The organism is Amycolatopsis sp. VS8301801F10, assembly GCF_046195355.1.
Classification (GTDB): Bacteria; Actinomycetota; Actinomycetes; order Mycobacteriales; family Pseudonocardiaceae; genus Amycolatopsis.
In genome coordinates this window covers 859,971-882,325 of sequence record NZ_CP176065.1, presented here as the reverse complement: position 1 = coordinate 882,325, position 22,355 = coordinate 859,971, and the positions used below count along the sequence as shown (strand labels likewise).

The following is a 22,355-nucleotide window of genomic DNA, read 5'->3' as shown; positions in this document are numbered from 1 at the left end:
CATGTCCGCGTCGACCACCCAGCCCGTCCCGACTCCGCCGGAGGAGCCCGCCCGTCCGGAAGACCTGATCGCCGAACCCGCCGTCCAAGGCGATCTCACCGCGGAGCTGAAGCAGGTCGCGCGGCCGTTCGGCAAGCCGACGCTCGTGCTCGCCGGGCTGCTCGTGCTGGCCCTCGCGTTCGCTGGCGGCGCGTGGACGCACGCGGCGTTCGGTCCGTCGAGCACTGCTTCCACCGCCCGTCCTGACCCGGCAGCGGGACAACCGGGCGGACGCACGGCGGGCGGTCGCGGCACGGTCGGCACCGTGGAGAAGGTCGACGGCAGCACGGTCACGCTGAAGACCGGGCAGGGCAGCGAAGTCACAGTGTCCACTTCGGACAAGACGACGGTCGGGGTGACTCAGCCGGGCAAGCTCAGCGACCTCAAACCGGGACAGACGGTGACCGTGCAGGGCCGCACCGGATCCGACGGTTCGGTGACCGCACAGGCGATCGTGGCGCAGCCGGGCCGTTAGGGAACGTCGTTGAGCGCGATGATCGCGACGTTCAGCGCGGTCGTGTAGAGCAGCCACGCCAGATACGGCACGAGCAGCAGCGCGGCGACGCGGGACCGGCGGTAGAACAGCGCGATCGTCACTATCACGGTGAAATCGAGCAGCACGATGTCGACGCACGCGATTTGCGTGGAGCCGCCGGCGAAGAACAGCGAGATCCACATCAGGTTGAACAGCAGCCCGATGCCGTACGCGGCGAAGCCCTGGTTCTCGCCGTCAGTGCGCCAATAAGTCCAGCCGGCGACGGCGAGCACGAGGTACAGGACCGTCCACACCGGACTGAACAGGGACGAGGGCGGGGCCCAGTCCGGCAGCACGTACCGGTTGTAGGCGTCCGGCGCGGAGGTCGCGGCCAGCGCACCGACCAGCGCGATGACGCCGACCAGCCCGACGAACACCGCGAGCATCAGCCACGGATTCCGGCGATGTGTGGGCGCCGTCACGTTTCCTCCATGGCTCGCCCCGTCCATGCGCGCTCATCTTAGGAGGGGTGCGGCCGGTGTGCCGGGTGGCAAACGGGTGGCAGCTTGGGCGCCGCCGACACCCGAACGGAGGATTTGCAAGACTGGGACGGTGAGCACTGGCACCGAGCAGTCCAAAGCATGGTTCGCACGCGCCAAGGCGGCCGTTCCGGGCGGGGTGAACTCGCCGGTGCGCGCCTTCAACTCGGTCGGCGGCACGCCGCGGTTCATGGTCCGCGGCGAGGGCCCGTATCTGTGGGACGCCGACGGCAACCGCTACGTCGACCTCGTCTCCTCGTGGGGCCCGATGATCCTCGGGCACGCACACCCCAAGGTGGTGGCCGCCGCCCGCGCGGCCGCGGAACACGGGCTGTCCTTCGGCACGCCGACGATCGGCGAGGTCGAACTGGCCGAGGAGATCATCGGCCGGGTCGGTCCGGTCGAGCAGGTGCGGCTGGTCAACTCCGGCACCGAAGCCACGATGAGCGCCATCCGGCTGGCTCGCGGTTTCACCGGCCGGGCCAAGATCGTCAAGTTCGCCGGGTGCTACCACGGCCACGTCGACGCGCTGCTCGCCGAAGCCGGTTCCGGTGTCGCGACGCTCGGCCTGCCGACTTCTCCGGGCGTCACCGGCGCGCAGGCCGCGGACACGATTGTCTTGCCGTACAACGACCTTGCCGCGCTGCGGAAGTCTTTCGCGGAGAACGAGGGCCAGATCGCCGCGGTGATCACCGAAGCGGCCGCGGGCAACATGGGCGCGGTGCCGCCGGATCCCGGTTTCAACGCAGCACTGCGTGACCTCGCGCACGAAAACGGCGCGCTGCTGATCATGGACGAGGTGATGACCGGCTTCCGCGTTTCGCGCGCCGGCTGGTTCGGCCTCGAAGGCGTGGCCGGCGACCTCTACACGTTCGGCAAGGTGATGTCCGGCGGGCTGCCCGCCGCGGCGTTCGGCGGCCGCGCGGACATCATGGCGAAGCTCGCGCCCGGCGGTCCCGTCTATCAAGCGGGCACGTTGTCCGGTAACCCGGTGGCGGTCGCTGCGGGTCTCACCGCGCTGCGCGAAGCCGACGACGCTGTGTACGCGAAGCTCGACGCCAACGCGAAGCGGCTCGGTGGGCTTTTCGACAAGGCGCTCAGCGAAGCGGGCGTCACGCACACTGTGCAGTTCGCGGGCAACCTGGTGAGCGTCTTCTTCACCGACCAGCCCGTACGCAACTACGCGGACGCGCAGGCCACCGAGACATGGCGCTTCCCGGCGTTCTTCCACGCGCTGCTCGAAGCAGGCGTGTATCCGCCGCCGAGCCCGTACGAGGCATGGTTCGTGAACGCCGCGATGGACGACGAAGCGTTCGCGGTCATCGAAGCCGCGTTGCCCGCTGCGGCGCGCGCGGCGGCTGAGGCGGTTCGCCCATGACCACCGTCGTGCACATGCTGCGGCACGGTGAAGTCCACAACCCGGAGCAGATCCTCTACGGGCGGCTGCCGAACTTCCGGCTGTCGGAGCGCGGACAGCGTCAGGCGCTCACCGTCGCGGAGTCGCTGGCTGGGCACGACCTCGCGTACGTCGTCGCTTCGCCGCTTCAGCGCGCGCAGGAGACAGCGGCACCCATCGCGGGCGCGCACCGGCTCGACATCGCGACTGACGAAGGTCTCATCGAAGCGGCGAACGTCTTCGAGGGCCAGCGCGTGGCCGTGGGCGACGGAGCGTTGCGGCAGCCGAAAGCGTGGCCGCACCTGGTGAATCCGTTCAAGCCGTCGTGGGGCGAGCCGTACGTCGAGATCGCCCACCGCATGCTCGGCGCGGTGCACCGTGCCCGCGTAAAGGCCGAAGGGCGCGAAGCGCTGTGCGTGTCGCACCAGCTGCCGATCTGGACGCTTCGCCGGTTCCTCGAGGCGAAGCGGCTGTGGCACGACCCGCGGCAGCGGCAGTGCTCGCTCGCGTCGCTCACCAGCCTGGTGTTCGACGGCGAACAGCTGCTGGAGATCGTCTACAGCGAGCCCGCGGGCACCACCGACCCCAAGGTGACCGGCGCATGAAACGGCGGCTGCTCGGGATGCTGCTGGCCGCCGCGCTCGTCGTGACGGGCTGCTCGACCGGCAAGGACGCGGTCGTTTCGGGCGGCACCTTCACCTTCGTCTCGCCCGGCGGCAAGGTCGACATCACGTACCCGGTGAACGAGCGCCAGAAGGCCCCGGCGCTGGCCGGCGACGACCTGATGCACGAGGGCAAACAGCTCTCGATCGAGGACTTCCCCGGCAAGCCGCTGGTGATCAACCTATGGGGCCAGTGGTGCGGCCCGTGCCGCGCCGAAGCGCCCGAGCTGGAGACCGCGAGCAAGCAGATCGCCCCGCTCGGCGCCCAGGTGATCGGCCTCGACGTGCGCGACCCGGCCCGCCAGGTGGCCCAGGACTTCGTGCGCGACCGCGGCCTGACCTACCCGTCGATCTGGGACCCGTCCGGCCGCGTGCTGCTGCAGCTGGCCGGATACCCGCGCAACATCATCCCGTCGACGCTGGTGCTCGACAAACAGCACCGGGTAGCGGCGGTCTTCCTGCGGCAGGTGCTGGCTTCCGACCTGGTCCCGGTGGTGCAGCGGCTCAGCGCGGAGAAATAGCCTCGTGAGTGTTTATCGCGGTTAGAACCGCGATAAACACTCACCAGCCCCAAGCCCCGCCCTAGCCGCACGCGCAGGCCCCGCGAGGCGAGGCACCCGTGCGCAGGTCCCGGCCTGGGCTCGTCGTGAGCGGCTATCCCGGTTAGAACCGGCAACGCCGCTCACGAGACGCTCACGAGGCAGGACGAAGGTCCCGGCCCCGTTGTGGCGTAGGTCCTGTGAGCGGGCCCCGCCCGCCTCACGTCCAGCTCACTGCCTACTCTCAAGTGCGTGAACTCCGTGTCCGAGCTGGCGCTCTCCGGGCCGCTGCTGCTCGCCGCGGGTGTCGCGCTGGTGGCCGGGGCCATCTCGTTCGCGTCGCCGTGCGTGGTGCCGCTCGTGCCCGGGTACCTCGCCTACCTCGCGGCTCTCGTCGGCGCAGACGCCCCGGCGGTGCGCGACGGCGAGGAACGCAAGAAGGGCCGCTACGCCGTCCTCGGCGCGGCGGCGCTGTTCGTGCTCGGGTTCACCGTGGTGTTCGTCGCGACCATGGGCACGCTGGTCTGGCTCGCGAACACCTTGCTGGTCAACGAGGATCTGCTGCAGCGCATCGGCGGCATCCTCACCATCCTGATGAGCCTGGTCTTCCTCGGCTGGATCCCCGGGCTGCAGCGCGAGGTCCGCTCGCACCACGTGCCCGGCGGCGGGCTGTGGGGCGCGCCGGTGCTGGGCGCGGTCTTCGGGCTCGGCTGGACGCCGTGCATCGGGCCGACGCTCTCGGCCGTCACCAGTCTCGCCAGCGCCACCGGCGGGGCCGCGGTCCGCGGGTACGTGCTGGTGCTCGTCTACTGCCTCGGCCTCGGCGTCCCGTTCCTGCTGATCGCGCTCGGCGCCCGCTGGGCCGTGCGCGCCACCGACTGGCTCCGCCGCAACGGCCGCCGCGTGCAGATCTTCGGCGGGGCGCTGCTGATGGTGGTCGGCATCCTGCTGGTCACCGGGCTGTGGGGAGACGTCATGGGCTGGCTCCGCAACTCCGTCGCCTCCGATCTCGAGCTGCCGTTGTGACCACTACCGAAGCGCCCCCGAAGAACCCGAAGCCGTACCGGCCGTCCGCGGCCAAGCAGTTCCTCGCGTTCCTGCGCAACACCTGGCGCGGCCTGACCTCGATGCGCACCGCCCTGGTGCTGCTGTTCCTGCTGGCGCTCGCCGCGCTGCCCGGCGCGTTGCTGCCGCAGCGGCGGCTGAACGCGCCGAAGGTCGACGAATACATCAGCGCGCACGGCTGGTGGGGTTCGCTGCTCGACAAGCTGGAGTTCTACGACGTCTACTCCAGCGTCTGGTTCTCCGCGATTTACCTGCTGTTGATGATCTCGCTGGTCGGCTGCCTGACGCCGCGCAGCTTCGAATACCTCAAGCAGATGCGGGCGAAGCCGGTGCTGACGCCGCGCAATCTCGCGCGCATGCCGCACCACCGGATCGCCCGCACCGCGCGTACGCCGGAGACGATCCGCGAGGACGTGCGCAAGCAGCTGTCCGGCTGGCGGCGCGTCGAGCGCGAGGAGGACGGCGGCGGGTTCAGCGTGTCGGCCGAACGCGGCTACCTGCGCGAGACCGGCAACCTGCTCTTCCACTTCGGCATGCTCGGCCTGATCGTCTTCTTCGCCCTCGGCAAGCTCTACAGCTACGAGGGCCAGGTCATCGTGCAGGCCAACGGCGGCCAGTTCTGCAACTCGGGCATCTACAACTACGACTCCTTCGAGGCCGGCCTGCGCGTCGACGGCACCGACCTCGACCCGTTCTGCGTGAAGGTAAACGACTTCACCGCCCGCTACACCGCCACGAACCAGGCCGACTACTACCACTCGCACATCGAGTACCAGTCCGGCGAGGACCTGCAGACCGGCGCGTGGAAGCCCTACGACCTCGAGGTCAACGAGCCGCTGCGCACCGCGGGCGACCGGGTTTACCTGCTGGGCAACGGTTATTCGCCGCAGTTCACGGTGACCTTCCCGAACGGCGAGAAGCGCACCCAGAACACCCAGTGGATGTACAGCAACCCGGCGACGATGCTGTCCGAGGGCGCGACGAAGTTCGACCAGCCCGGCATCACCGACGAGATCCAGCGGCGCACCAAGCAGCTCGCGATCACCGGGCTTTTCGCGCCGTCGTCGTTCATCCACGGCGGCGTGCTCACCTCGACCGCGCCGCAGCTGAACAACCCGATGGTCGCGGTCGACGTGCTGCGCGGCGACCTCGGGCTCGACGCGGGCCGCGGCCAGTCGGTGTTCTCGGTCGACCAGTCCCGCGTCCAGGACGGCCGGCTCAAGCGGGTCGCCCGCAAGAACCTCGCGGTCGGCCAGGAACTGACGCTCGACGACGGCACGAAGGTGCGGTTCGACGGCGTCAACAAATGGGTCAACCTGCAGATCTCACACGATCCGACGCAGGGCTACGTGCTCGGCTTCGCGATCGTGATGTTCGCCGGACTCGGGGCATCGCTGCTGGTCAAGCGGCGTCGCGTCTGGGTGCGGGTGCGGCCGGGCAAGGACGGCGGCGCGAGTACCGTGATCGAGGTCGCGGGGCTCGCGCGCACGGATCAAGCCGGATACGGCGAGGAATTCCAGCGGATCAGCGAACGGCTGGTCACGGGCCGGAAGGGCAGCTGAGGCATGGAAATCAACGAGACTCTCTCGCAGTACAGCGACCTGCTGTACACGACGACAGTGGCGATTTACGTGCTGGCGCTGCTGTTCACGCTCTTCGAGCAGGCGTTCGGGGCCAAGGGCCGGCTCGCCGCCGAGCGCAGCCGCCAGCGCGTGCTGGTCGGCGCGGGCGGACCGGACTCCGACGACGCCGCCGACTCCGCGATCGAGGACGGCGACGCACCGGTCGAGCCGGAAGCCCCGCGCGCGGTCGGCCGCGCCGAGCGGATCGGCCGGATGGGCGCGGCGCTGCTCGTGCTGGGCGCGCTGCTGCAGCTGTCGGCGATCGTGCTGCGCGGACTCGCGGTGCACCGCGCGCCGTGGGGCAACATGTACGAGTACGGCATGGCGGTCACCTTCATCACCGTCGTCGCCTGGCTCGTGGTGATCAAGAAGTTCCCGGTCCGCCACCTCACCGGTTTCCTGCTGCTGCCCGTCGTGATCCTGATGTTCGTCAACGGCACGATGCTGTACACGGTGGCCGCGCCGGTCGTGCCCGCGCTGCAGTCGTACTGGCTCGTGATCCACGTGTCCGCGGCGATCATCGGCTCCGGCGTGTTCCTGGTGCCCGGCGTGGCGAGCGTGCTGTACCTCTTCCGCACCGCGCACGACCGCGACCCGGCGAAGTTCGCCAAGTTCGGCCCGAAGCTGCCCGCCGCCGACGTGCTCGACCGGATCGCCTACCGGGCCACGATCGTGGCGTTCCCGATCTTTACTTTCGGCGTGCTGTGCGGCGCGGTGTGGGCCGAGGCGGCGTGGGGCCGGTTCTGGGGCTGGGACCCGAAGGAGACCGTCGCGTTCATCGCGTGGGTCATCTACGCGGCATACCTGCACTCCCGGGCCACCGCGGGCTGGCGCGGCACCCGCGCGGCGGTGATCAACATCGTCGGGTTCGCCGCGACGATCTTCAACCTGTTCTTCGTCAACCTGGTGACCGTCGGACTGCATTCCTACGCCGGAGTGAGCTGAGCCGGGGGTCCGCCACCCGGACCGGGCCCCGGGCGACTACCGTCGTCGTCAGGGGCCCTTCGACGTACCCGGGAGGTTGGCAACGGTGACCGGACCCAGTGAAGAGACTGCCGGCGAACAGCAGTCCGAGCAGGCCCAGGAACCGGCTGCCATGTTCTCCGAGGAACGCACCGATTCGACGCCGCACCCCGGCACCGGGCCGTACGACGCGCAGCCGACGCAGGTCGTCGATCCGCCGCCGCAGGGCGGCTACCAGCCGCTGCCGCAGCCGGGCGGCTACCAGCCGCACTACGACCAGAACCTGCCGCCGCTGCAGCCTCCCGTGCAGCAGCCACAGCACGCCGTGCCGCCGGGGTACCAGCAGCCCGCCGCTCCGGCAGGCACGCCGGTTCCCGCTCCGGGCGCGGTGCCGATGCCGGGCGCTCCCGCCGCCGCGCAGGGGCTGCCGCAACCCGCGTCCAGCGCGGACGAACTGGCCACCGCGCACCTGGTGAAGCAGCAGAAGCGCACGCCGCAGTCCGGCTGGCGCAAGGCGGTGTACCTGGGCAGCGGCAAGCTGATCAACCCGGGCGAGAGTCCCGCGGACACGCGCCGGCGCGAGCTGATCGCGCGGGTCAACCAGCCGCTGCGCGGGTGCTACAAGATCGCGATGCTGAGCCTCAAGGGCGGCGTCGGCAAGACCACGACCACGACCACGCTCGGCGCGACGTTCGCGTCCCTGCGCGGCGACCGGGTCGTGGCGGTGGACGCGAACCCGGACCGCGGGACGCTGTCGCAGAAGATCGCCATCGAGACCACCGCGACCGTCCGCCACCTGCTGCGGGACGCGGACAAGATCACGCGCTACAGCGACGTCCGGTCGTACACGTCGCAGGGCTCGAGCCGCTTGGAAATCCTGGCCAGCGAACAGGACCCGGCGGTGTCGGAGGCGTTCTCCGAGACCGACTACCGGCGCACGGTGAACCTGCTCGAGCACTTCTACAACATCGTGCTGACCGACTGCGGCACCGGTTTGATGCACTCGGCGATGAAGGGCGTCCTCGACGTCGCCGATTCGCTGGTAGTGGTGTCCTCAGGTTCGGTCGACGGCGCCCGCAGCGCCTCGGCGACCCTGGACTGGCTGGAGGCGCACGGCTACGGCGACCTGGTGAAACGCTCGGTCGTGGTGATCAACTCGGTGCGCCCGAAGGGCAGTTCCGTCGACCTGGACAAGCTGGCCGCGCACTTCGGCGCGAAGGTGCGCTCGGTGTGCCGGATCCCGTTCGACGCGCATCTGGAAGAGGGCGCGGAGATCGAGCTGGAGCGCCTGGGCGGGGACACCCGGCTGGCGCTGCTGGAACTGGCCGCGACGGTCGCGGACGGCTTCAGCGGACGGGTTTGATCGCGGGGCTAACCCCCTGGCAGGGTTTGATCGCCCGCTCAGGCTCCGCACCCAAGACCCGAGATCGCGCTGGTTTCTGGACTGAGCGATTCGACCGGCCCCCAGGCCGGGCGAATCGGGAGGGAAGAAACCAGCTCCCCGGCGATCTCGGCGCCCCGGCGGAGCCGGGGCAATCAGATTCAGTCGGTCTCGTCTCGGCGGTTGCGCTGCTGCTCGGAGAGCTTGCGCAGGAATTCGGGATCGTCGTCGGGAGCGACGGCCGGGCGGCGCTGCGGCACGCTGATCCGCTGCGCGCCGAGTGCCCGCCACAACAGAACGGCGATGGTGATCGCGCCCACCGCTGCGAGCAAAGGAATCATGCCCCGGGGTCCTTCCGTCGTGCTGGCCCCCCACATTAGCCGCAATCCAGGTTCAGGGAAGTTCTCCGCGGCCACGCCGCGAGATCGCGCCGGTTTCTGGACTGAGCGATTCGACCGGCCCCCAGGCCGGGCGGATCGGGAGGGAAGAAACCGGCTCCCCGGCGATCTCGCCGCGACGACGGAGTCGGCGCGATCAAACACAGAAGGGTCGTGACCGGCAAGCGATGCGGGAGGCACCCCTTGCCAGTCACGACCCTTCGGCGTACTGCGAGACCCGCGGGTCAGATCTAGCGGGTCAGATCTTGCGGGTCGGCTCGCTGGCGTCCGTGGTGAGTTCGGCCAGCAGGTCGTTCACCTCGGACTCGCGGAACCTGCGGTGTCCGCCCGGCGTCCGGATCGAGCCGATGCGGCCCGCGGTGGCCCAGCGGGTCACGGTCTTCGGGTCGACCCGGAACAGAGCGGCCACCTCACCCGGGGTGAGCAACCGTCCGCCCATGGTTGCGGTCATTTTCCGCCTCCTTAACGCCCAACTTGCTATACCGGGGGCATCGGGCGATTTCGCCCGTCGCGCCCGGGTGGCCAACGCGGCAATCGTGGCACTTCACCCGTCGGGTACTCGAACGGTTGTCCTTGGGTAAAGAGCCCTTAAAGTGCAAAAGGGACATAACTCAGCAGATTCTCAGGATTGCTCCGGGCCCGTTCGCGCCCCGCTGACCAGGCATTTTCCGACCAACCGCAGCGCGATCCGGGTAAAGACCAAGCAAAGGCCGGGTCTTGGCGGCTTCCGGCGCTGAGGTTGCTGTGACGCAGGAGACAATCCGGGGCCTACCGGGATGCGCCTCCCGCGCGGGCGCGCCGCATAATGAGCCGGTGGATCAGCTGGACCGGAAGATCATCGCCGAGCTGCGGGCCAACGGCCGGGCTACCTACGCCGACCTCGGCCGGACGGTGGGGCTCTCCGCGTCGTCGGTGCACGAACGCGTCGGGAAGCTCGAGGCGGCGGGCGTGATCACCGGGTACCACGCGATGGTCGACCCGAACACGGTCGGCCTCGGCGTCACCGCGCTGGTCGGCATCCATCCCACCGACACCGCCACGGACGAGGACGTCGCCGCCGCGCTCGGCGAACTGCCCGAGGTGGAGAGCTGTTACGCGGTCGCGGGCGACGAGGCCTTCGTCGTCAAGGTGCGTGTTTCCACGGTGGACGAGCTGGAACTCACCCTCGGCAGGCTCCGCCGCATCCCGGGCGTCGGCCGCACCAATACGACAGTGGTGCTCTCCACCCGGTTCGAGGGCCGCCCCAACAACGCGGGCCTGGACGAAGACCCGGCGAGCGGGGCGTAGCCTGTTTCGGTGTGAGCGAGACACCGGACAATCTGCCCCGTGACCTGACGGTGTACTTGATCGCGCGGTTCGCGCTCGTCGCGGTGGTCGCGGTCGTGCTTTCGCTGGTCGGCGTGCCGCTGCTGGTCGCGTTGCTGATCGGGCTCGTCGTCGGCCTTCCGCTCGGCCTGCTGCTCCTGCGCGGCCTGAACCAGCGCGTGACGGCCGGGCTGGCCAAGCGCAACGAATCCCGCGCGCGTGCTCGGGCCCAGCTGCGGTCGCAGCTGCGCGGCGAGACCCCGGCCGACGACTCCGCGGCATGAGCAAACCGCACAGCCGCGCCTGGGTCCGCGAAGCCGTCCGGATCATCGAGGCCGACGCCAACCGCAGCGCCGACACTCACCTGCATGTTTTCCCGCTGCCTCCGGAATGGGGCATCGACCTTTACCTGAAGGACGAGTCGGTGCATCCGACCGGCTCGCTCAAGCACCGGCTGGCGCGCTCGCTGATCCTGTACGGCCTGGTCAACGGCCAGATCGGGCCGGACACCGTGCTGGTCGAGGCGTCCAGCGGCTCGACCGCGGTGTCCGAGGCGTACTTCGCGCGGATGCTCGGCCTGCGGTTCGTGACCGTCGTGCCGCGGCGGACGAGCAAGGAAAAGATCGCGCTCATCGAGTTCTACGGCGGCGAATGCCACTACGTCGACGCGGCGCCGGCGATGTATCCGGAGGCCGAGCGGCTGGCCGCCGAGTGCAACGGGCATTACCTCGACCAGTTCACCTATGCCGAGCGCGCGACGGACTGGCGCGGCAACAACAACATCGCCGAATCGGTGTTCGCGCAGATGCGCGCCGAACGCCATCCGGTGCCGTCGTGGATCGTCGTCGGAGCGGGTACCGGCGGGACGAGCGCGACGTTCGGCCGCTACGTCCGGTACAAGCGGCACACCACGAAGATTTGCGTGGTGGACCCGGAAAACTCGTCGTTCTACGGGGCTTGGGAAACCGGTGCGCTGGACTACGCGACCGGGATGCCGTCGCGGATCGAGGGCATCGGACGGCCGCGCTGCGAACCGTCGTTCGTGCCCGGCGTGATCGACGAGATGTTCCAGGTGCCCGACGCCGGTTCCCTGGCCGCGATCCGGTTGCTGCGCGAGCGCACCGGGCACTGGGCGGGCGGTTCGACCGGGACCAACCTGTACGGCGCGTTCAAGCTGATCTCGCGGATGCTGGCGGAAGGTCAGGCGGGTTCGGTGGTGACGCTGCTGTGCGACGGCGGCGAGAGGTACGCGAACACGTACTACTCCGACGAATGGCTCGCCGAGCAGGGGATCGACCTCGCGCCGTACCGGGCGCGGTTCGACGAGTTCCTGCTCACTGGCCGGTTCGACGCCTAGCCTCCTGGTAGCCCAGCGTCAGCACGACTATCAAGCGGCGCAACCGGTCTTCGAAGTCGAGACGGGACCCGGCAAGACGCGGGTCCTTGATGGCTTCTCGGACGGCTTCGTTCGGGTGCGCCAGCGGCCACATTCCCGCGGTGAACATGAAGATCGCGGACGACAGTTCCTGCGCGGTCTCCGCGGAAAGGCCGGGCAGCGCGGCGTGCAGCAGGTCGGCGGTGCGGGCATTGTGCTTCGCCGACCGCAGCTTGTAATCCCGCGCGATCTCCGTCGAGACGTTGCGCTCCAGCACGTTCGCCAGCACGCTGATCAGTTCGCACAGCATCGGTCGCGTCGCGAGTGAACGGGCGAGGGTCGCGGCGACCTCCGACAGATCGCCGTCGAGGGTGAGCGAGTCGAGCCACGCGCCGCGGGCACGGTCGAGCACCTCCAGGTAGACCGCCTCGCGGGTAGGGAAGTAGCGCGCGACGTTCGACGCCGACAGTCCTACTCGGCGGGCCAGTTCGCGCATGCTGACCTCGCTGACGGACGACTCCGTCATCAGCTCTTCGGCCGCGTCGAGGATCGCCTCGCGGCGGGCTTCCACCTGCTCGGGACTGCGGGCGCGCTGGAAGTCGGACACGTCCCGGAGTGTAACAGAACACTGCTCTCTTGATAAAAGAACAGTGTTCTGTTAGCTTCGAGAACAAGAGAGCAGTGTTCCGTTAACCTCGGCAGGAGGTCCCGATGCGCACCTATGACCAGCTTTTCCTCGGCGGCCGCTGGACCGAACCCGCGACGACCGGCGCCTTCGAAATCCGTTCGCCGCACGACCGCTCGCTGGTGGGGCGTGCTCCGAAAGCCGCGACCGCGGACGTCGACCGTGCGGTGGCGGCGGCTCGGCGGGCGGTCGAACCGTGGGGGAGAACTCCGCTAGCCGAGCGGTTGCGGCTGGTCGAGCGGTTCAACGAACTTCACGCCGCTCGCGCGGACGAGCTCGCCGAGCTGATCACCGCGGAAAATGGCTCGCCGAGCTGGTTCACCGGCTGGACGCAGCACAACCTCCCGGAACGCACGGCCGCGTGGCTCGAGATCGCGCGCGAGTTCTCCTGGGAGGAGACGCTGATCGACGAGGCGGGCAACCGGACGCTCGTGCGGGCCGCGCCGGTCGGCGTGGTGGCGGCGGTGATCCCGTGGAACTCGCCGCATTCGGCCGCGCTGGTGAAGCTCGTCCCGGCGTTGTTGGCGGGCAATCCGGTGCTGCTGAAGGCGGCGCCGGAAACCGCGCTCGACGCGATGGTGCTGGCGGAGATCTTCGAGCAGGCCGGGTTCCCCGAGGGGGTGGTGAGCGTGTTCGCGGCGGACCGCGACGTGAGCGAGCACCTGGTGACGCACCCCGGCGTGGACAAGATCGCGTTCACCGGTTCGACGGCGGCCGGGCGGCGGATCGCGTCGCTCGCCGGCCAGCAGCTCAAGCGGGTCGGGCTGGAACTCGGCGGCAAGTCCGCGGCGATCGTGCTCGCGGACGCGGACCCGAAAACCGTCGCCGAAGGCATCCGGAGCGCGACGTTCGCCAACAACGGCGAGATGTGCGTGGCGCACACGCGGATCTTGGCGGCCCGCGAGCGGTACGCCGAGATCGTGGCCGCGCTCGCGGACATGGCGAACGGGCTCGTGGTCGGCGACCCGGCGAAACCGGACACGTTCGTCGGGCCGATCGTGCGGCAGGACCAGTACGAGCGCGTGCTGTCCTACCTGCGGCTAGGCGTCGAAGAGGGCGCGCGGATCGCGGCCGGCGGACCCGAGCCGCTCGCGGATCCCGAGCTGGCGAACGGGTTTTACGTGCGTCCGACGGTGTTCGCCGACGTCACGAACGACATGCGGATCGCGCGTGAAGAGATCTTCGGGCCGGTGCTCGTGGTGATCCCGTTCGACACCGAAGAGGAGGCGATCCGGCTCGCGAACGACTCCGACTACGGCCTCAGCGGCGGCGTGTGGACGGCGGACGCGGAACACGGGGTCGAGATCGCGCGTGCGGTCCGCACGGGAACGTTCCACGTCAACGGCGCGCCGCGGCACGGGAGCGCGCCGTTCGGCGGGTTCAAGGCGAGCGGGGTCGGTCGCGAGTACGGCTCGCACGGGCTGGCGGAGTTCGTGGAGTGGCAGGCGATCGCGGTGGGCCGCTAGCAGCGGCCCTGACCGGCTTCGGAGGAACGGCTCGGCGAGCAGGGGATCGACCAGCCGGGCGCGGTTCGACGAGTTCCTGCTCACCGGCCGGTTCGAGGGTTAGCCGTTCAGCAGTTTCGCGACGGCTTCCGGGTCGTCGTACATCGCGTTGTGGCCGGTCGGGAGGACGTGGACCAGCCACTGCGGGTCGGCTTCGAGCCGATTCCGGAGTCCGGTGAAGGGCGTGCCTTCCCAGCCGGAGCAGTAAACGAACTCGCGCCGGGGAACCTTGGCGAACTCCCCGGTGAGCCGAACCGTCTGGAGCAGCGAAGCGAGCGGATGAGGACGGCGGCGCGGATCCCGGCCGTCGCGTTCGGGCGGGCGGACGGCGTAGCCGGTGTCCACGGCACCGGCTACGAACGCCTGCCGGTACGCCTCGCTGGTCGATGACCAGCACGAGTCGCCGTCGCTGGGCACGTAGCCGTCGAGGTGCACGACCCGGGAAACCCGGCCGCCGGCTCGGTCGGCCGCGGCGGCGATCACCAGCCCGCCGTAGCTGTGGCCGACGAGTGTCGCGTCGGCAACGCCGGTGCGGTCGAGGAGGGCGAGGACGTCGTCGGCGTGGGTGTCGAGGTTGGCGCTCGCGACTGTCGCGGCGTCGTCGTCCGGCCGCAGACCGGTCAGAGTCAAGGCGTGCACGGTGTGCCCGGAACGCTCCAGAAACGGCGTCACCGGGTCGAACACCCAGCCGCCGTGCCACGCACCTGGCACGAGAACGAACGTCGACATGCATTTCTCCCTTGGACCGCAACGATTTCTTCGAGAGAAAGCTTTTCAAGGACTCCGGATGGCTCGGTAACGCTAGAATGCCAACCGATGCCCGTTCCCCGCCAAACCACTTCGTACCTGTGGCCCTCTGGCGGCAGACACCTCTGGCCGTCCGGTGAAACGAGCGAGCTGCAGTCACACGAGCGGGGACACCTCGTCTACGCGGCCCGCGGCGTTCTCGTCGTGCAGACCGAGTACGGCACGTCGCTCGCCCCCGCCAACCGGGTCGCCTGGACGCCCGCCGGGTTCCCGCATTTCCACCGCGCCCACGGCGACACCGACATCCGGATCGTCTTTCTCGCGCCGTCCTTGGCGCGGCTGGTCTCGGACCGCCCGGCCGTGTTCCGGACCTCCGGCCTGGCCCGGGAGGTCCTGCTCGCGCTGACCGGCCCCCGCAATTACGAGGGCTCCGGCTACCGCGGCTCCGCCCTCGCCCGCCTCCACCGGGTCCTCGTCGACGAACTCCGCGAAGCACCCGACCCGCCGCTGCAGCTGCCCGCGCCCCGGGACGACCGGCTGCGGGCGATCGCCGAGAGGCTGCACGAGAATCCGGCGGACAACGCCACGCTGGCCGAACTCGGGAAGTCGGTCGGAGCCAGCGCACGCACCCTCAGCAGGCTGTTCCATGACGAACTCGGCATGACCTTCTACGAGTGGCGTACCCAGCTGCGGATTTACCACGCGCTGGTGCTGCTCGCCGACGGGCACGACACCGTCCGCACTGCTTACGCTTGCGGCTGGGCCAATCCCAGCGGCTTCATCGCGGCGTTCACCGCCGTCATCGGGACAACGCCGGGGCGTTATCGGAGCGGCCGCTAGAGCGCCAGCGCGACCGCGCTCAGCACCGCCCAGGCCAGCATCGCCATGCCGGTGTCGCGCAGGGCCGGGATCAGCTCCCGGCCCTTGCCGCCCCCGCCGACGGCCTTGACCGGCTTCAGCAGCAGCGGCGCGGTGACGAAGGTGATGAACAGCAGCGGGTGCCAGATGCCCATCAGCACGGTGAGCGCGTACGGCACCGTCACGAGGGTCAGATAGAGCTTTCGCGTGCCGCCGTCGCCCATGCGCGTCGCGAGGGTGCGCTTGCCGGACTCGATGTCGGTGGGGATGTCGCGCAGGTTGTTCGCCACCAGCACCGCCATCGAGAACGAGCCGACGGCCACCGCGCAGCCCAGTGCGTCCCAGCTGACCCGGCCGGCCTGCACGTAGACCGTGCCGAGGACCCCGGCCAGGCCGAAGAACACGAAAACCGCGAGTTCGCCCAAACCGTAGTAGCCGTAAGGCTTTTTGCCGCCGGTGTAGAACCACGCGCCGAGGATGCACAGCGCGCCCATCGCGAGCAGCCACCAGTAACCGCTCAGCGCGACGAGCGTCAGGCCGAGCACCCCGGCCAGTCCCAGTGAAGTCAACGCGGCGCGCAGCACGGCTTTCGGGTTCGCCGCGCCGGAGCCGACCAGACGCAGCGGGCCGACGCGGTGTTCGTCGGTGCCGCGGATGCCGTCGGAGTAGTCGTTGGCGAAGTTCACGCCGATGATCAGCGACAGCGCGACCAGCAGAGCGAGCAGCGAACGCCACCAGGAGAACGCGTCGAGCGCGATGGCCGCTCCGACGCCCGCCACGACCGGCGCGATCGCGTTCGGCAGCGTCCTCGGCCGAGCGCCTTCGATCCACTCACTGACTGTCGCCATGGGTCCATTCAACGCCATGCGATCTTCACCCGTTCGGTGAACCCGCTGAGTGCGTTCGGAGGGCGGCGACCACGGCCTGCCGGTCGATCTTTCCCGGGCCGCGCAAGGGGAGCGCGTCGGTGAACTCGATGCGTTTCGGGGTGGCGGCGGCACCTAGCTCAGCACGGACGGCGGCTCGCAACGCGTCCGCCGAGGACGACGCCACCACCATCGCGACCACCGCCTCGCCCCACTGCGGATCGGGAACGCCGACGACACACGCGTCTCGCACCCCGGGCTGCGCGCCGAGCAGCCGTTCGACCGAGGCGGCGGACACCTTGACCCCGCCGGTGTTGATGACGTCGTCCGCGCGCCCGAGCACCTCGACGCGTCCGTCGGGCAGCAGCCGACCGCGGTCGGAGGTGCGGAAAGAGCCGTCCCGGAACGACTCCGCGGTCAGTTCCGGGGCGAGCCGGTAACCGTGCGAGAGGACCGGGCCGGAGATCCACAGCCGCTCATCGGCATCGGGCGCCACGTGCACACCGTCGAGCGGGACGCCGTCGTAGACGCACCCGCTGGCGGTCTCGCTCATCCCGTACGAGGGGATGATCCGCACACCCTCCTCAGCTGCCTGTGCGCGCAGCTTCGGGGACGTGGCGGCGGCACCCAGGATGATGCCGTCGAACGCCTTCGCGGCGGCCAGGCCAGCGCCGCCGTCATCGAGCAGCCGGACTAGCTGGGTCGGCACCAGCGCGGTGTAGCGCGGCCCGTTCTCCGCCAGCACCGGCGCGGCCGCGGCGGCGAATTCGTCCGGACGGAAGCCGGTGCCGGTGAGGAAGGCCGGTTTCGTGCCCGCCAGCCGCGCGCGGATCAGGACCTGCAGGCCGCCGATGTAGTGCGCGGGCGTGGCGAGCAGCCAGTGTCCGGGACCGCCGAGCCGGGCGTGCGTGGCCGTCGCGGACGCGGTGAGCGCGCGCGGCGACAGCAGCACCCCCTTCGGCGCTCCGGTGGACCCGGACGTGGCGATCACCACGGCGGTGTCCGGCTCGACCGGCTGCTCCGGGGCCATCGCTTCGAGCAACGCCGGGGCCGCCGGATCCGCCGAGTTCAACGGCAGCACGGCGGGGCCGCCGTCGAGGGCGGACGCGAGGGCCGCGTCGAGGGCGGTGAGGGCGGCGGCGCTGCCGTCTAGCCAGGAAAGGTGCACCGGGGCCTCCGCGGGGGTCGTGAGTGTTTATCCCGGTTAGAACCGGGATGAACACTCACCAGGTCAGTAGTAGTACGGGTAGTCGGACCAGTCCGGATCGCGCTTCTCCAGGAACGCGTCACGGCCTTCGACGGCCTCGTCCTGCATGTACGCCAGCCGGGTGGTTTCGCCGGCGAACAGCTGCTGTCCGACGAGCCCGTCGTCGATCGCGTTGAACGCGTACTTCAGCATCCGCTGCGCGGTCGGCGACTTGCCGATGATCGTCCAGCCCCATTCGAGCGCGACCCGTTCCAGCTCGGCGTGCGGGACGACCTCGTTGACCGCGCCCATCCGGTGCATTTGCTCGGCGGTGTAGTCGCGGCCGAGGAAGAAGATCTCCCGGGCGAATTTCTGCCCGACCTGCCGGGCGAGGCCCGCCGAGCCGTAGCCCGCGTCGAACGAGCCGACGTCGGCGTCGGTCTGCTTGAACCGCGCGTGCTCGGCCGAGGCGAGGGTGAGATCGCACACGACGTGCAGCGAATGCCCGCCGCCCGCCGCCCAGCCCGGAACCACGGCGACCACGGGTTTCGGCATGAACCGGATCAGGCGCTGGACCTCGAGGATGTGCAGCCGGCCCGCCCGCGCCGGGTCCACCGTGTCCGAGGTCTCCCCGCTCGCGTACTGATACCCGGAGCGTCCGCGAATACGCTGGTCACCGCCGGAGCAGAACGCCCAGCCGCCGTCCTTCGGCGACGGGCCGTTGCCGGTGAGCAGGACGCACCCGACGTCCGCGCTCATCCGGGCGTGGTCGAGCGCCCGGTAGAGCTCGTCGACGGTGTGCGGACGGAAGGCGTTGCGGACCTCCGGACGGTCGAAAGCGATCCGGACCACCCGTTTGCCGGAGCGGGCGTCTCGCGAACGGTGGTAGGTGATGTCGGTGAAGGAGAACCCTTCGACCTCGGACCAGGCGGCGGGGTCGAACAGCTCGGAAACTCGGGCGTCATCCACGTTTGGGAGAATAGGACCTGTGGACATGATCGCTGTGCCTGACGCCGCCCCCGGGGAGAGCCCGTCGGACGGCGCCCTACCAGGGGCCTGCCGGTGAACCCGTCCACCGCGCAGGCCAGGGTCATCGTCGACGAACTCGTCCGCAACACCGTCTCGCACGTCGTGTTGTGTCCAGGATCTCGCAACGCGCCGCTGTCCATCGCGCTCTACGACGCCGCCGCGTCCGGACGGCTGCAGCTGCACGTCCGCATCGACGAGCGCGGCGCGGCGTTCCTCGCGCTCGGCATCGCGGCGCGCACCGGCCGTCCGGCGGCGGTGGTCTGCACCTCCGGCACCGCGGCGGCGAACTTCCACCCGGCCGTGCTGGAGGCGGACCGGGCTGGCGTGCCGCTGATCGTGCTCACCGCCGACCGTCCGCCGGAGCTGCGTTCCGCGGGCGCGAGCCAGGTGATCAACCAGTACGAGCTGTACGGCGACGCGGTCCGTTACTTTGACGAGCTGGCCGTGGCCGAACGCCGGGCCGGGCAGAACTCCTACTGGCGCAGCCAGATCTGCCGCGCGTGGAACGCCGCGTACGGCGAGTGGCGCTGCGGGCCGGTCCACTTGAACATCCCGTTCCGCGAACCGCTCGTTCCGGATCTAGACGATGACGGCGAGTGGTACGAATCGCTCGAAGGCCGCCCGGACGGCGAACGCTGGACCGAGCTGCCCGACTTCGGCGCGCTGCCCTCGTTCGTGGTGCCCTCGGCGCGGCACGGCCTGGTGATCGCGTGCGACACCGGCGCGCAGGCGGCCAGCGAATGGGCCGAGCAGCACGGCTGGCCGGTGGTGTCGGAGACCGGCGGGCTCGGCCTGTCCGGCGCGACCGCGATGTCGTCCGGCGCCTGGCTGCTGGGCGTCGAGGAGTTCATCTCGCGGCACCGTCCCGAGCAGGTGCTGTGCCTCGGCCGGCCGACAGTCTTCCGGCAGGTCCAGAAGGTGCTGTCGGACCCCGAGGTCGAGGTGCTGCTGGTGCGGCCGGATTCGGACTGGCCCGCGCCCGCGCACAACGTCCGCCAGGTCGGCCAGTGGTTCGCCGAACCGACGAAGCCCGCCGACCCGGAGTGGCTGGCGAGCTGGCAGCGCGCGGACGCCGCGGCCAGCCAGGCGGTTTCGACGGCGCTGGCGGCCGAGCCGTGGCCGAGCGGCGTACGGGTGGCGACCGAGCTGGTCGACGCGCTGCCGGAAGGCGCACTGCTGGTGGTCGGCTCCTCGAACCCGACGCGGGATGTCGCGCTGGCTGGCCGGCTGCGGCCGGACGTCCTGGTGCACCGCAACCGCGGCGTCGCCGGGATCGACGGCACGGTGTCGACGGCGATCGGCGCGGCCACCGTGCATCGCGCGCCGTCGTACGCGCTGCTTGGCGACCTGACCTTCCTGCACGACGCGTCCGGGCTGCTCACCGGGCCCGCGGAGCACCTGCCGGACCTGACGATCGTGGTGCTGAACGACGACGGCGGCGGCATTTTCTCGCTGCTGGAGCAGGGCGCGCCGGAACACTCGGCGAGCTTCGAGCGGGTCTTCGGCACCCCGCACGGCGCGGATTTGGGTGCGCTGTGCGCGGGCTACCGGGTGCCGCACGTGGTGGCTGAGACGGTGGAAGAGTTCCGTGCCGCGTTGCGGCCCGCGCCGGGTCTGCGGGTGGTCGAGGTCCGGGTGGACCGGGCGCAGCACCGGAATCTCCACGCGCGGCTGAAATCCGCGGTCGCGGAAGCGGTGGGGACGGTTTAACCCGGCGGGGGCCGGTGAACAATGGGGGATTTCGTGCACGAGGCGGACCTGCGCCCGCGAGGCCGGTGGGCCTGGTTCAACGCGGCGGTGGCGGCACTGGCCCTGCTCGGGCTGGTCTGCTCGTATTTCTCGTCGTTTCTGGTGATGGCCAGCGACAACTGCTTCGCCGGGGACAGCCGGGCGATCTGCAGCGCGGCCGGGCAGCAGGCGGTCGCGTCGCTGCCGTGGGTCGGCTGGTTCGCGGCGATCGGCGGGTCGTTCGCGATGGCCGGGCTGGCCGTGCGGCGCGGCTGGGGACCGTGGCCGGGGCTGTACGCGGGCCCGATCCTGTACGGCATTCCGATCGCCATCGCGTGGTGGATCGCCGAATCCGGGTGATCTTCCCAGTGGGTAAGAACCCGTCGTTCGGACGTACCTGTGGGGTTCTCGCGTGGATACGTTCGGTCGCATTGGCCACCTTGGAGGAACCATGCGATCGAGAACTCGGGCCGGAATCGGGGCGGTTGCGGCTGGAGTCGCGACGGTGCTGCTGGCGGGCACCGCTTCGGCGGTGCCGGCACCGGGCGCGCCCGGCGTCGGCGACCCGTACTACCCGAACGCCGGCAACGGCGGCACCGACGTGCAGCACTACGACATCCGCGTGAGCTACCAGCCGGAAACCGACGTCTTGTCGGGCACCACGACGCTGCTGCTCACCGCCACGCAGGACCTGTCGCGGTTCGACCTGGACTTCGCGCTCAAGGCGTCGAAGGTCCTGGTGAACAACCGGCCCGCGCAGTTCACGAACTCCAACGGCGACGGCGAGCTGGTGATCACCCCGGCGCAGCCGCTGCTCAAGGGCCAGTCCGCGACGGTCGTCGTGAGCTATTCCGACAGCCCGTCGACGGAGAAGGTCGGCGGACTGAACACCTGGAAGAAGGGCGCTTTCGGCGCGCTCGGCATCGACGAGCCGCAGAGCTCGCAGTGGTGGTTCCCCGCCAACGACCACCCGACCGACAAAGCGACCTACGACGTGTCGATCGAGGCTCCGGACGGGCTCGCCGCCATTTCGAACGGCACGCTGGTGAAGAAAACCAAGAAGCGTCCCGGCTGGACCCGGTGGAACTGGCGCAGCACCAAACCGCAGGCGACTTATCTGACGTCGTTCATCGTCGGCAAGTACGACGTGGTCCAGTCCACCACCCCGGACGGCAAACCGTTCGTCACCGCCTACGGCGCGGACCTCGGCGATTCGCTCGACGCGGCCAAGGCGAGCGTGGAGCGGACGCCGGAGGTCGACGAGTTCCTGGCGACGCAGTTCGGGCCGTATCCGTTCGAGGCCGAGGGCGGCGTCGTGACCAGCGGGATCACCTTCTCGCTGGAAAACCAGACCCGGCCGACCTACGGCGCGCGCAACTTCGCCGCCGGCTCCAACACCACGCTGATCGCGCACGAGAACGCACACCAGTGGTTCGGCGACAACGTCTCGCTGGGCAAGTGGAGCGACATCTGGCTGAACGAGGGCTTCGCGTCCTACGCCGAATACCTGTGGTCCGAGCACCAGGGCGAGGGCACCGCCGCGGAACTCGCGCAGTACGCGTACGACTCCTACGCCGCCGACAACCCGTTCTGGCAGGTCCTGCCGGGCGACCCGGGCGAGCCGAAGCAGTTCGACCGCGCGGTGTACGACCGGGGCGCGATGGCCGTGCAGGCGCTGCGCACCAAGGTCGGCGACCAGGCGTTCTTCTCCATCCTCCAGCAGTGGCAGGCGGCCAAGAGCGGCAAGGACGCGGTGATCCCGGAGTTCGTGGCGCTCGCCGAGAAGGTGTCCGGCAAGCCGTTGCAGGAGCTGTTCCAGACCTGGCTGTTCACGAAGGGCAAGCCCGCGGTCGGTCCTAATGGGACGGTCGCGGCGGCCAAGTCGTTCGCGGCGGTTCCGGCGAAGCCGAAGGCGTGGGACCAGATCCAGGCGAACCACCGGGCGCTGGCGGAGGCCGGGCAGCACTGAAATTCGCATGCCGGGCCGCGGGA

Annotated in this window: 24 protein-coding genes; 16 read left to right on the top strand and 8 right to left on the bottom strand. The window is 69.9% G+C overall.

Annotated elements, in window-relative coordinates; translation table 11 throughout:
* Window position 1: 1 nt before the first annotated feature.
* Window positions 2-514 carry a DUF5666 domain-containing protein gene (locus tag F9C11_RS04215; protein ID WP_409183605.1) on the top strand — a complete coding sequence of 171 codons (513 nt, stop codon included), beginning with the start codon at window positions 2-4 and terminating at the stop codon, window positions 512-514.
* Here F9C11_RS04215 and F9C11_RS04210 read toward each other — a convergent pair.
* Window positions 511-1,023 carry a TspO/MBR family protein gene (locus F9C11_RS04210; protein ID WP_409183604.1) on the bottom strand — a complete coding sequence of 171 codons (513 nt, stop codon included), beginning with the start codon at window positions 1,021-1,023 and terminating at the stop codon, window positions 511-513. The two genes, F9C11_RS04215 and F9C11_RS04210, sit on opposite strands and share 4 nt — an antisense overlap.
* A 103-nt stretch (window positions 1,024-1,126) precedes the next feature.
* Here F9C11_RS04210 and hemL point away from each other — a divergent pair, with 103 nt between their 5' ends.
* The 7 genes from hemL to F9C11_RS04175 all read left to right on the top strand — a co-directional run bounded on the left by hemL (window position 1,127) and on the right by F9C11_RS04175 (window position 8,663).
* On the top strand, window positions 1,127-2,431 hold the full coding sequence (hemL, locus tag F9C11_RS04205; RefSeq protein ID WP_409183603.1) for a glutamate-1-semialdehyde 2,1-aminomutase: 1,305 nt from the start codon (window positions 1,127-1,129) through the stop codon (window positions 2,429-2,431).
* On the top strand, window positions 2,428-3,054 hold the full coding sequence (locus F9C11_RS04200) for a histidine phosphatase family protein (protein ID WP_409183602.1): 627 nt from the start codon (window positions 2,428-2,430) through the stop codon (window positions 3,052-3,054). The genes hemL and F9C11_RS04200 overlap by 4 nt, the downstream gene beginning before the upstream one ends.
* Entirely contained in the window at window positions 3,051-3,632 is a 582-nt protein-coding gene (locus tag F9C11_RS04195; RefSeq protein WP_409183601.1) for a TlpA family protein disulfide reductase, read from the top strand. Before F9C11_RS04200 ends, F9C11_RS04195 begins: the two co-directional genes overlap by 4 nt.
* 270 nt (window positions 3,633-3,902) lie before the next feature.
* On the top strand, window positions 3,903-4,676 hold the full coding sequence (locus tag F9C11_RS04190; RefSeq protein ID WP_409183600.1) for a cytochrome c biogenesis CcdA family protein: 774 nt from the start codon (window positions 3,903-3,905) through the stop codon (window positions 4,674-4,676).
* A complete protein-coding gene (locus tag F9C11_RS04185; RefSeq protein WP_409183599.1) occupies window positions 4,673-6,277 on the top strand; it encodes a cytochrome c biogenesis protein ResB in 1,605 nt (534 codons plus the stop codon). The genes F9C11_RS04190 and F9C11_RS04185 overlap by 4 nt, the downstream gene beginning before the upstream one ends.
* 3 nt (window positions 6,278-6,280) lie before the next feature.
* Complete coding sequence (ccsB, locus tag F9C11_RS04180) at window positions 6,281-7,282, top strand: c-type cytochrome biogenesis protein CcsB (protein WP_409183598.1); 1,002 nt, start codon at window positions 6,281-6,283, stop codon at window positions 7,280-7,282.
* An 85-nt stretch (window positions 7,283-7,367) separates the two neighbouring features.
* Entirely contained in the window at window positions 7,368-8,663 is a 1,296-nt protein-coding gene (locus tag F9C11_RS04175) for an AAA family ATPase (protein WP_409183597.1), read from the top strand.
* 179 nt (window positions 8,664-8,842) lie between these two features.
* Here the strand turns inward: F9C11_RS04175 and F9C11_RS04170 are convergent, their stop codons facing one another.
* On the bottom strand, window positions 8,843-9,022 hold the full coding sequence (locus F9C11_RS04170) for a hypothetical protein (RefSeq protein WP_409183596.1): 180 nt from the start codon (window positions 9,020-9,022) through the stop codon (window positions 8,843-8,845).
* Between the two features lie 295 nt (window positions 9,023-9,317).
* A complete protein-coding gene (locus tag F9C11_RS04165) occupies window positions 9,318-9,530 on the bottom strand; it encodes a BldC family transcriptional regulator (RefSeq protein ID WP_009072010.1) in 213 nt (70 codons plus the stop codon).
* Between the two features lie 362 nt (window positions 9,531-9,892).
* Here F9C11_RS04165 and F9C11_RS04160 point away from each other — a divergent pair, with 362 nt between their 5' ends.
* From F9C11_RS04160 to F9C11_RS04150, 3 genes are read left to right on the top strand one after another with little or no spacing between them, the layout of a single operon-like run.
* A complete protein-coding gene (locus F9C11_RS04160) occupies window positions 9,893-10,366 on the top strand; it encodes an Lrp/AsnC family transcriptional regulator (protein WP_409183595.1) in 474 nt (157 codons plus the stop codon).
* An 11-nt stretch (window positions 10,367-10,377) separates the two neighbouring features.
* Entirely contained in the window at window positions 10,378-10,668 is a 291-nt protein-coding gene (locus F9C11_RS04155; RefSeq protein WP_409183594.1) for a DUF4229 domain-containing protein, read from the top strand.
* Window positions 10,665-11,741, top strand: coding sequence for a PLP-dependent cysteine synthase family protein (locus F9C11_RS04150; RefSeq protein ID WP_409183593.1), 1,077 nt, complete (start codon window positions 10,665-10,667; stop codon window positions 11,739-11,741). Before F9C11_RS04155 ends, F9C11_RS04150 begins: the two co-directional genes overlap by 4 nt.
* Here F9C11_RS04150 and F9C11_RS04145 read toward each other — a convergent pair.
* Window positions 11,719-12,366, bottom strand: coding sequence for a TetR family transcriptional regulator (locus F9C11_RS04145; protein WP_409183592.1), 648 nt, complete (start codon window positions 12,364-12,366; stop codon window positions 11,719-11,721). The genes F9C11_RS04150 and F9C11_RS04145 overlap by 23 nt on opposite strands.
* Before the next feature lie 104 nt (window positions 12,367-12,470).
* Between F9C11_RS04145 and F9C11_RS04140 the strand changes: the two genes are divergently transcribed.
* Window positions 12,471-13,910: an aldehyde dehydrogenase gene (locus F9C11_RS04140; protein WP_409183591.1), complete on the top strand. Its 1,440-nt coding sequence runs from the start codon at window positions 12,471-12,473 to the stop codon at window positions 13,908-13,910.
* A 99-nt stretch (window positions 13,911-14,009) separates the two neighbouring features.
* Here F9C11_RS04140 and F9C11_RS04135 read toward each other — a convergent pair whose 3' ends face one another.
* Complete coding sequence (locus F9C11_RS04135; RefSeq protein ID WP_409183590.1) at window positions 14,010-14,678, bottom strand: alpha/beta fold hydrolase; 669 nt, start codon at window positions 14,676-14,678, stop codon at window positions 14,010-14,012.
* 87 nt (window positions 14,679-14,765) lie between these two features.
* On the opposite strand from F9C11_RS04135, the gene F9C11_RS04130 reads away from it, so the two are divergent.
* Window positions 14,766-15,536, top strand: coding sequence for an AraC family transcriptional regulator (locus tag F9C11_RS04130; protein WP_409183589.1), 771 nt, complete (start codon window positions 14,766-14,768; stop codon window positions 15,534-15,536).
* Here the strand turns inward: F9C11_RS04130 and F9C11_RS04125 are convergent.
* From F9C11_RS04125 to F9C11_RS04115, 3 genes are all read right to left on the bottom strand, one after another.
* Window positions 15,533-16,402 carry a 1,4-dihydroxy-2-naphthoate polyprenyltransferase gene (locus tag F9C11_RS04125; protein WP_409183588.1) on the bottom strand — a complete coding sequence of 290 codons (870 nt, stop codon included), beginning with the start codon at window positions 16,400-16,402 and terminating at the stop codon, window positions 15,533-15,535. The two genes, F9C11_RS04130 and F9C11_RS04125, sit on opposite strands and share 4 nt — an antisense overlap.
* 25 nt (window positions 16,403-16,427) lie before the next feature.
* On the bottom strand, window positions 16,428-17,588 hold the full coding sequence (gene menE, locus F9C11_RS04120; protein WP_409183587.1) for an o-succinylbenzoate--CoA ligase: 1,161 nt from the start codon (window positions 17,586-17,588) through the stop codon (window positions 16,428-16,430).
* 63 nt (window positions 17,589-17,651) lie between these two features.
* Window positions 17,652-18,575 carry a 1,4-dihydroxy-2-naphthoyl-CoA synthase gene (locus tag F9C11_RS04115; RefSeq protein ID WP_009072022.1) on the bottom strand — a complete coding sequence of 308 codons (924 nt, stop codon included), beginning with the start codon at window positions 18,573-18,575 and terminating at the stop codon, window positions 17,652-17,654.
* Between the two features lie 93 nt (window positions 18,576-18,668).
* Here F9C11_RS04115 and menD point away from each other — a divergent pair, with 93 nt between their 5' ends.
* The 3 genes from menD to F9C11_RS04100 all read left to right on the top strand — a co-directional run bounded on the left by menD (window position 18,669) and on the right by F9C11_RS04100 (window position 22,332).
* Window positions 18,669-20,345, top strand: a complete 1,677-nt coding sequence (gene menD, locus F9C11_RS04110) for a 2-succinyl-5-enolpyruvyl-6-hydroxy-3-cyclohexene-1-carboxylic-acid synthase (RefSeq protein WP_409183586.1) — start codon at window positions 18,669-18,671, stop codon at window positions 20,343-20,345.
* A gap of 21 nt (window positions 20,346-20,366) precedes the next feature.
* Window positions 20,367-20,723, top strand: coding sequence for a hypothetical protein (locus F9C11_RS04105; RefSeq protein WP_409183585.1), 357 nt, complete (start codon window positions 20,367-20,369; stop codon window positions 20,721-20,723).
* 91 nt (window positions 20,724-20,814) lie between these two features.
* Window positions 20,815-22,332, top strand: a complete 1,518-nt coding sequence (locus F9C11_RS04100) for a M1 family metallopeptidase (RefSeq protein WP_409183584.1) — start codon at window positions 20,815-20,817, stop codon at window positions 22,330-22,332.
* Window positions 22,333-22,355 lie beyond the last annotated feature (23 nt).